Origin of the sequence: Methylobacterium sp. J-092 (genome assembly GCF_022829325.1) — a bacterium.
Lineage (GTDB): Bacteria > Pseudomonadota > Alphaproteobacteria > Rhizobiales > Beijerinckiaceae > Methylobacterium.
Window position 1 is genome coordinate 1 of sequence record NZ_JAKSXU010000168.1, and the last position, 1,300, is coordinate 1,300.

At 62.2% G+C, this 1,300-nt stretch carries 1 protein-coding gene and 3 pseudogenes; 3 read left to right on the forward strand and 1 reads right to left on the reverse strand.

Translation table 11 applies throughout. The features are described from left to right. A pseudogene (locus tag MKK60_RS19990) lies at positions 1-616 on the reverse strand (transposase); the annotation flags it as partial. 91 nt (positions 617-707) lie between these two features. Between MKK60_RS19990 and MKK60_RS19995 the strand changes: the two are divergent. The 3 genes and pseudogenes from MKK60_RS19995 to MKK60_RS20005 form a co-directional block, all read left to right on the forward strand. Then, positions 708-908, forward strand: a complete 201-nt coding sequence (locus MKK60_RS19995) for a hypothetical protein (protein ID WP_243945461.1) — start codon at positions 708-710, stop codon at positions 906-908. 109 nt (positions 909-1,017) lie between these two features. Beyond that, positions 1,018-1,209: pseudogene (locus MKK60_RS28730) on the forward strand (hypothetical protein); the annotation flags it as partial. Continuing rightward, positions 1,160-1,300 (forward strand): annotated as a pseudogene (locus MKK60_RS20005) (FAD binding domain-containing protein); the annotation flags it as partial. The pseudogenes MKK60_RS28730 and MKK60_RS20005, both read left to right, overlap by 50 nt.

Consider the following 1,300-nt stretch of genomic DNA (forward strand, 5'->3'; position numbering starts at 1 on the left):
GGCATGACGGACGCGACGCGGTGGTTGTCCCACATACCAGCCCGCGTTGGCTTCCTGGCGTGGACCCTCAGACCCTCCCGACCGCCAATGCGCTCGACGCGCTTGTCGTTCACGAACTATCCGGCCGCGTCAAGCACCCCGCTGTTCTTTCGGTAGCCATAGCGACCCTACTCTTCCGCCAACGCCACGAGATCGGCCGTCAGCGCCTGTTCTTCATCGCGGCCCCGCGGTACCTTGCGCTGCGTCGAGCGATGCTGTCCGAGCGCCCTGCAGGCACGGCGCTCGGAGACGGTCATCGTCCGCATGATGTGCTCGACACAGGCGCGTCGGCGCGCGGGGCTCAGAAGTTTCCCCGGGACGCCTCCTGCAGGATCAGCTTGTCGAGCGTCAAATCGGCGATGGCCTTTCGAAGCCGAGAATTCTCGGTCTCAAGACTCTTCATCCGTCGAACTTGATCTGACTTCAGGCCGCCAAACTCACGCCGCCACTGGTAGTACGTCACCGAGCTCACGCCGAGCGCGCGGATCGCATCGGCCACGCTCTGGCCCTGTGACATCAGCGCGTCCGCCTGACGTAGCTTGGCGACGATCTCCTCGGGCTTCGGGTGTTTTGCCATCTCGTCCGTCCTCCAGGCTCAAAAGCCACACCAAAGGGCGGACCACTTCAATGGGGGCTGACCAACCCGCAGCATCCTCGTAGTCGGCACCGTGAGCGGCCTCGCCGCGCAAGCAGATGGCGCGGTGCGGATGCAGCTCGAACAGGCTGTGCAAGGCAATCTGAGCTTCGTGGGGCATGCTTCGGTACCCGTGCAGGTCGCCCGAGCAGATGAGCGCTACGTCACGAAGGGGCTCGATTGGAGCCGGCTTGGCGCGACCGTGCGGATGGTCGGCGCGGACGATACGCCCTGAAACTTTATTTGCGCCACTGAAGGCCTGCATAACGTCGCGGGTAGGTTGTTATACGAGCTTTTTCCTTAGCTGATGCGATGACGTTAACAACATTTTACGAGGAAAATTCATGCGCCATTTTTTCGTCGGTGCCCTAGCAACTATTCTTCTTCCGATGGCCGCTCATGCTGAGGGTGATATCGTAGCAGGAGAGAAAGCCTTTGCTACCTGCAAAGCGTGTCATGCGTTTGGAAATAACGGTGTAGGTCCGGAACCTGCTCGACCTGATGAAGCTGCAGATCGAGACCCCGACCCACCTCGTCGACGTCAACGGGCTCGGGCTCGACCGGATCGAGCCGACCCCGGAGGGCGGCCTGCGCATCGGCGCGCTGGTGCGCAACACCGACCTCGCC